The sequence below is a fragment of the Agaribacillus sp. DX54 genome (genome assembly GCF_056858335.1).
In genome coordinates this window covers 1-4,566 of the sequence record NZ_JBXEQE010000074.1, presented here as the reverse complement: position 1 = coordinate 4,566, position 4,566 = coordinate 1, and the positions used below count along the sequence as shown (strand labels likewise).

Annotated in this window: 4 protein-coding genes; all 4 read left to right on the top strand. The window is 34.7% G+C overall.

All coding sequences use genetic code 11. The features are described from left to right. A partial coding sequence (locus AC04NP_RS30205; RefSeq protein ID WP_482863851.1) for a RagB/SusD family nutrient uptake outer membrane protein occupies positions 1 to 491 on the top strand: 491 nt, incomplete at its 5' end. A 137-nt stretch (positions 492 to 628) separates the two neighbouring features. Further along, a complete protein-coding gene (locus tag AC04NP_RS30200; protein ID WP_482863850.1) occupies positions 629 to 1,705 on the top strand; it encodes a TlpA family protein disulfide reductase in 1,077 nt (358 codons plus the stop codon). Positions 1,706 to 2,270: 565 nt separating this feature from the next. After that, a complete protein-coding gene (locus tag AC04NP_RS30195; RefSeq protein WP_482863849.1) occupies positions 2,271 to 4,040 on the top strand; it encodes a TlpA family protein disulfide reductase in 1,770 nt (589 codons plus the stop codon). A gap of 113 nt (positions 4,041 to 4,153) precedes the next feature. After that, positions 4,154 to 4,474, top strand: coding sequence for a transposase (locus AC04NP_RS30190; RefSeq protein WP_482863848.1), 321 nt, complete (start codon positions 4,154 to 4,156; stop codon positions 4,472 to 4,474). Positions 4,475 to 4,566 lie beyond the last annotated feature (92 nt).

Sequence of the window (4,566 nt, the reverse complement as noted above, 5' to 3'; positions counted from 1 at the left end):
TGGTAAATGCTTTTGAACCACAAGATAATCGGTTGCTCAATTGGATTGGAAGTGTTACTCCCAGAGAGTTAACCTATTATTTCCCTTTTAAGTACAAAGTCTTTTTTTCAAATCAACTTACGGAATATTCAATGGTATTGAGGCTGGCTGAACAATACCTGATTCGGGCGGAAGCGAGAGCGCAATTAAATGACTTGGCTGGGGCTATTTCTGATGTAGATATTATTCGTAATCGTGCGGGACTGCCGTTGATTCATGATACTAATCCTGCCATTAGCCAGGGTGATCTTCTCTTAGTTATTGAAAAGGAAAGGCAGTTGGAGCTTTTTACCGAATGGGGACATCGATGGTTAGATTTAAAACGTACTGGCCGAGTAGATGAAGTTCTTGGCTCAATAAAATCAGATTGGCAATCAACAGATGCCCTATATCCCATTCCGCAATCTGAAATTAATAATGGTTCTAATCTAACTCAAAACAATGGATACTAATGTCCTTACAAAAATAGTTATCAGATGATTTGCTAAAAAAGCTTGATGGTGGTGTCAAAAATTAAAGTTGTTAGTATTTCCACATATGCAGGTATTTATAAAAAAAGACTAATAATTCCCTTAAAAATAGATTCAAAATGAAGTTTCTTAAAATACTTATAATATTAACATTTTCTATTAACTCTGTTGGAGCCCAACAAAACATCGTCAAACTAAAAGTAGGTGATATTGCACCTTCTCTTAATCACATCAAATGGTTAAAAGGTGATTCCATCTCAGATTTCCATGCAGGTAAGGTCTATGTTGTTGATTTTGGGTTTATTGGTTGTGTACCGTGCATGGAAGGTTGGCCTCATCTGACTGCGATCTCACAAAAGTATTCCGGCAAAGTGGATGTTATTGGTATTTTCACATTGACAAAGTCAATTTCCCAGGCGGAGAATTATCTTTTAAAAATGGGAAATAGAATGAATTATAATATTGGGATCGACATAGACAATAAAATGGATTCAATGTGGGTGATAGCTTCGGGGGAACGTTCCTACCCCAAAATATTTTTTATTGACAAAAACAGAAAAATAGCTCATATTACGGGTACTTCTGATTTTGAAAAATTGGATCAATATATTAGTCAACTTGCTGATGGTAATTTTGATCCTAAAATCGCTGAACAAGATGAAATAAGAAGTAAAGAATTTTTTTCTCAGACATATGAAATTTATCTCCAAGGCAAGTTAACTGAGACATTAGTACGAATTGATAGTGCAATCAGCTTAAAGACAAATAACCTTCATTACAAAGAATTTAAATTTAAGATTCTGCTTGAGAAGAATGAAGAAAGAGGATATGAATACGGTTGGAATGTTTTGAATAATTATCCATGGGGAGAGGGTGACAATGTCTGGGCCTTAGCTAAATCTTGGGCTGCATTAATACTAGATAACTCTGATAGACTTAAAACACCCGATTATGAATTGGCTTTAGCAATGTGCATGAAAGCAATTGAACTTGTTAAAGCTAATGATCTTAAAGCGTTGGCATATGATAAAGCATCATGGACCTACTTTGCAATGGGAAACCCAAGCCAAGGAGAAAAAATGTCTTCAAAAGCGATTGAATTAGCAAAGGAAACAGAACCCCAATTCAGGAAATTTTACACTGATATGTTTTCCTCAAATCTCCGGAGTTATAAACAAAGATTTTCGAAGAATTAGTAATTTTATTTACAAAACTTGCTAAGCTATGTTTGATATAGTACCATCTTCTGGTTTTAGAATTGGAATAATTCTTTCAGAAATGTTCAGATTAAAAAACTCTCTGGAAGAAAAGCAAAGCTATCATAAACATTCCATCTATTTTAATATTATGAAATGGAGTTAACCAACTTACTTTAAAGATGTTAGGATCTACTAGTTGGAGAAACGAATTATTGAAAAATATGCTAGAACTAAGTTATCAATATATTTAGTTATGAGAATGTATGTCGGTGAATCCTGGATTATGCATTTGATTGAAGCAGAATAGTAACAAAGATTAAGGCCATTAAATTCCATTTTCAATCTAATAAAAGTTATAAACTTTCGGTTAGTGGGACATATTATGATTAAAAAAGATACATATAACTACTGTGGACGGCGAATGCCTGTTAATTCTGTAAAATACCAAAGAGCAAGAATACTACTGCCTCCCATAATTTTAGCTGGTGTCAGTTGTTGATTTTACAAAAATCGAGATTAATTAAAAGAGTTTTTATAAAGGCAATGTATAAAGCAAGATCAAATGAAGTACTTACAATTAGCCATTTTATTCATATTTTTACATATACTGTTTTCATCTAAGGTCATCGCCCAATCTGTGGAGCCTAAAGCAGACACATTTTACCAATCATTAAAAGTAGGAGATAAGGTTCCAGATATTACTTTTACCAATCTTATCAACTTCCATGATAAAACAGCAAGGCTAAGTGATTTTAAAGGTAAACTATTGATTCTTGATTTTTGGAACTCAAAATGTTCACCCTGTATTGCTTCCTGGCCTAAGCTGCTGGAACTCCAAAAGGAGTATCACGAGGAAATACAAATTGTTTTGGTAAATCCATTAGAAGAAAGCGACGTTGTAAGTAAATTCATTGATTGGAGAAAGAAACGTGTAAATGTTGATATGACTTTACCCTCTTTTTGTAAGGGTTCCAAAATAGAGGAATTGTTTCCGGTATATAGCTATCCTCAGGTAGTATGGATAGACGAAAACGGGATTGTTAAATCTATTTCCGATGGAAGTTCAATAAATTCCGCAAACATCCGGGCACTGCTAAATGATGAATTAGTTACAATGGAACAAAGAATTGTTGAAAAAAAGAAGAGTGCTGTATATGAAAAACCGTTGTATTTCAATGGAAATGGTGGAGATGGAAGGCATATGATGTGGTATTCAATGGTTTCCAGATATAATGACGATTTACTTCCCGCAATCGGTTTATTCGCAAATGATAGTGTTGGATACTTTATAACAATTGTTAATCATCCAATAAGAGGATTGATAAGTTTTCTTTTTAACGAATCAACTAATTATATGGATCGTCTTCCTCTCAATAGGCTTGTTTTAGAAGTTAATGATTCCACTAGATTTTTGTCAATGGTTAACGGGATTTACCAAACACAAAACCTTTATTCCTATCAACTGTTTTCCAAGGAGCCTACCACCAAGGCCAAACTGAAAAAAATGATGAAAACGGATTTGGAAAGATATTTTCATATAAATTTAAATTGGGAGAAAAGAAAAATGGAATGTTTGGTTTTAACTGCGGCAGATACCTCAGTTATCAGTTATAAAGAAGGAAAAGAAGAGATGTATATTACAGATTCCAGAGTGGCGTTAAACAATGTGAAACTAGACCATTTTATAAATGTACTGCGTAACCATCACTATTATGATTCGCCTTTTCCTATCATTAATGAAACTGGATATAAAGGAAACGTTGGAAGGATTTCTTTAGATGTAAATGTTAAAGACTTTAAGGCATTAGACAAGGCCCTAGAAAAATATAAGATGGGCATGAAACGAGAAGAAAGAATGGTAAATTTAATGGTTGTTACTGAACCGGACGATTATCATTTTTCTAAAAGAGAACTCTCAGAGGATGAGAGGATAGCTAATTCAAGGCTTAACCATGCACTTCGTTTAAGAAGACTAAAGAGCGTCAATGATTTAAGTGAGTATGCAAAGGAAGTCATTTTGCTGGTAAATGATTATTACATGGACAATTGGGAAGAGCTGAATAAATATGCATGGGATTTTTATGTAAAAATTCCTATTTCTGATAAAAATTCTATTGATGAAGCAATCAAATGGGTCAAAAGGTCTATCGAGCTTTACAGCAACTATTACAACAATGACACATATGCTTCTTTGCTATATAAAAAGGGGCTTAAAACAAAAGCACTAAAGGCTGCTCGAAAAGCATTAGAGTTGGCGGATAATGCAGGGGTAGATGCCACTTCTACAGTTGTATTGATTGAAAAGATTAATAGTCTAAATGAAAATGAATGAAACAGAATGGTCTTCAAGTTAATGATGGCTACGAAGTAACTTTGAAAAAGAGAGTGTAAATTAAAGTGTGTCTAAGTTAAAGCATAAAAATAATATCTAACTTAGAACAGAAGATGACACAAGAAGAATTAAACGAATTACAAAAGAAAGCCTTAGAGCAAATCAAGACAGGCAAGCCACTATTTGGTAAGGATGGTGCTTTTGCCCCGATGTTAAAACAATTCCTGGATTCCGGGCTAGAAGCAGAGATGGGCGATCATCTGGATGAACAGAAGCGTGAGATGGGTAACAAACGAAACGGGAAAGGGAAAAAAACTATCAAAAGCTCTATAGGCTCCTTTGACATAGAAACCGCTCAGGATCATCAAAGTATCTTTGATCGGAAGTGTAAAGTAAACTCTGTCTACTCCTTCAGCCCTTCATCCGGGGGCTAGCCCCCGGATGAAGGGCTGCGCGCCAAATCGAGGGGCAACCGATCCCCAAATTTTATGGCTAATTGCTGGACAGTCAAACGCCAATTTTGAAA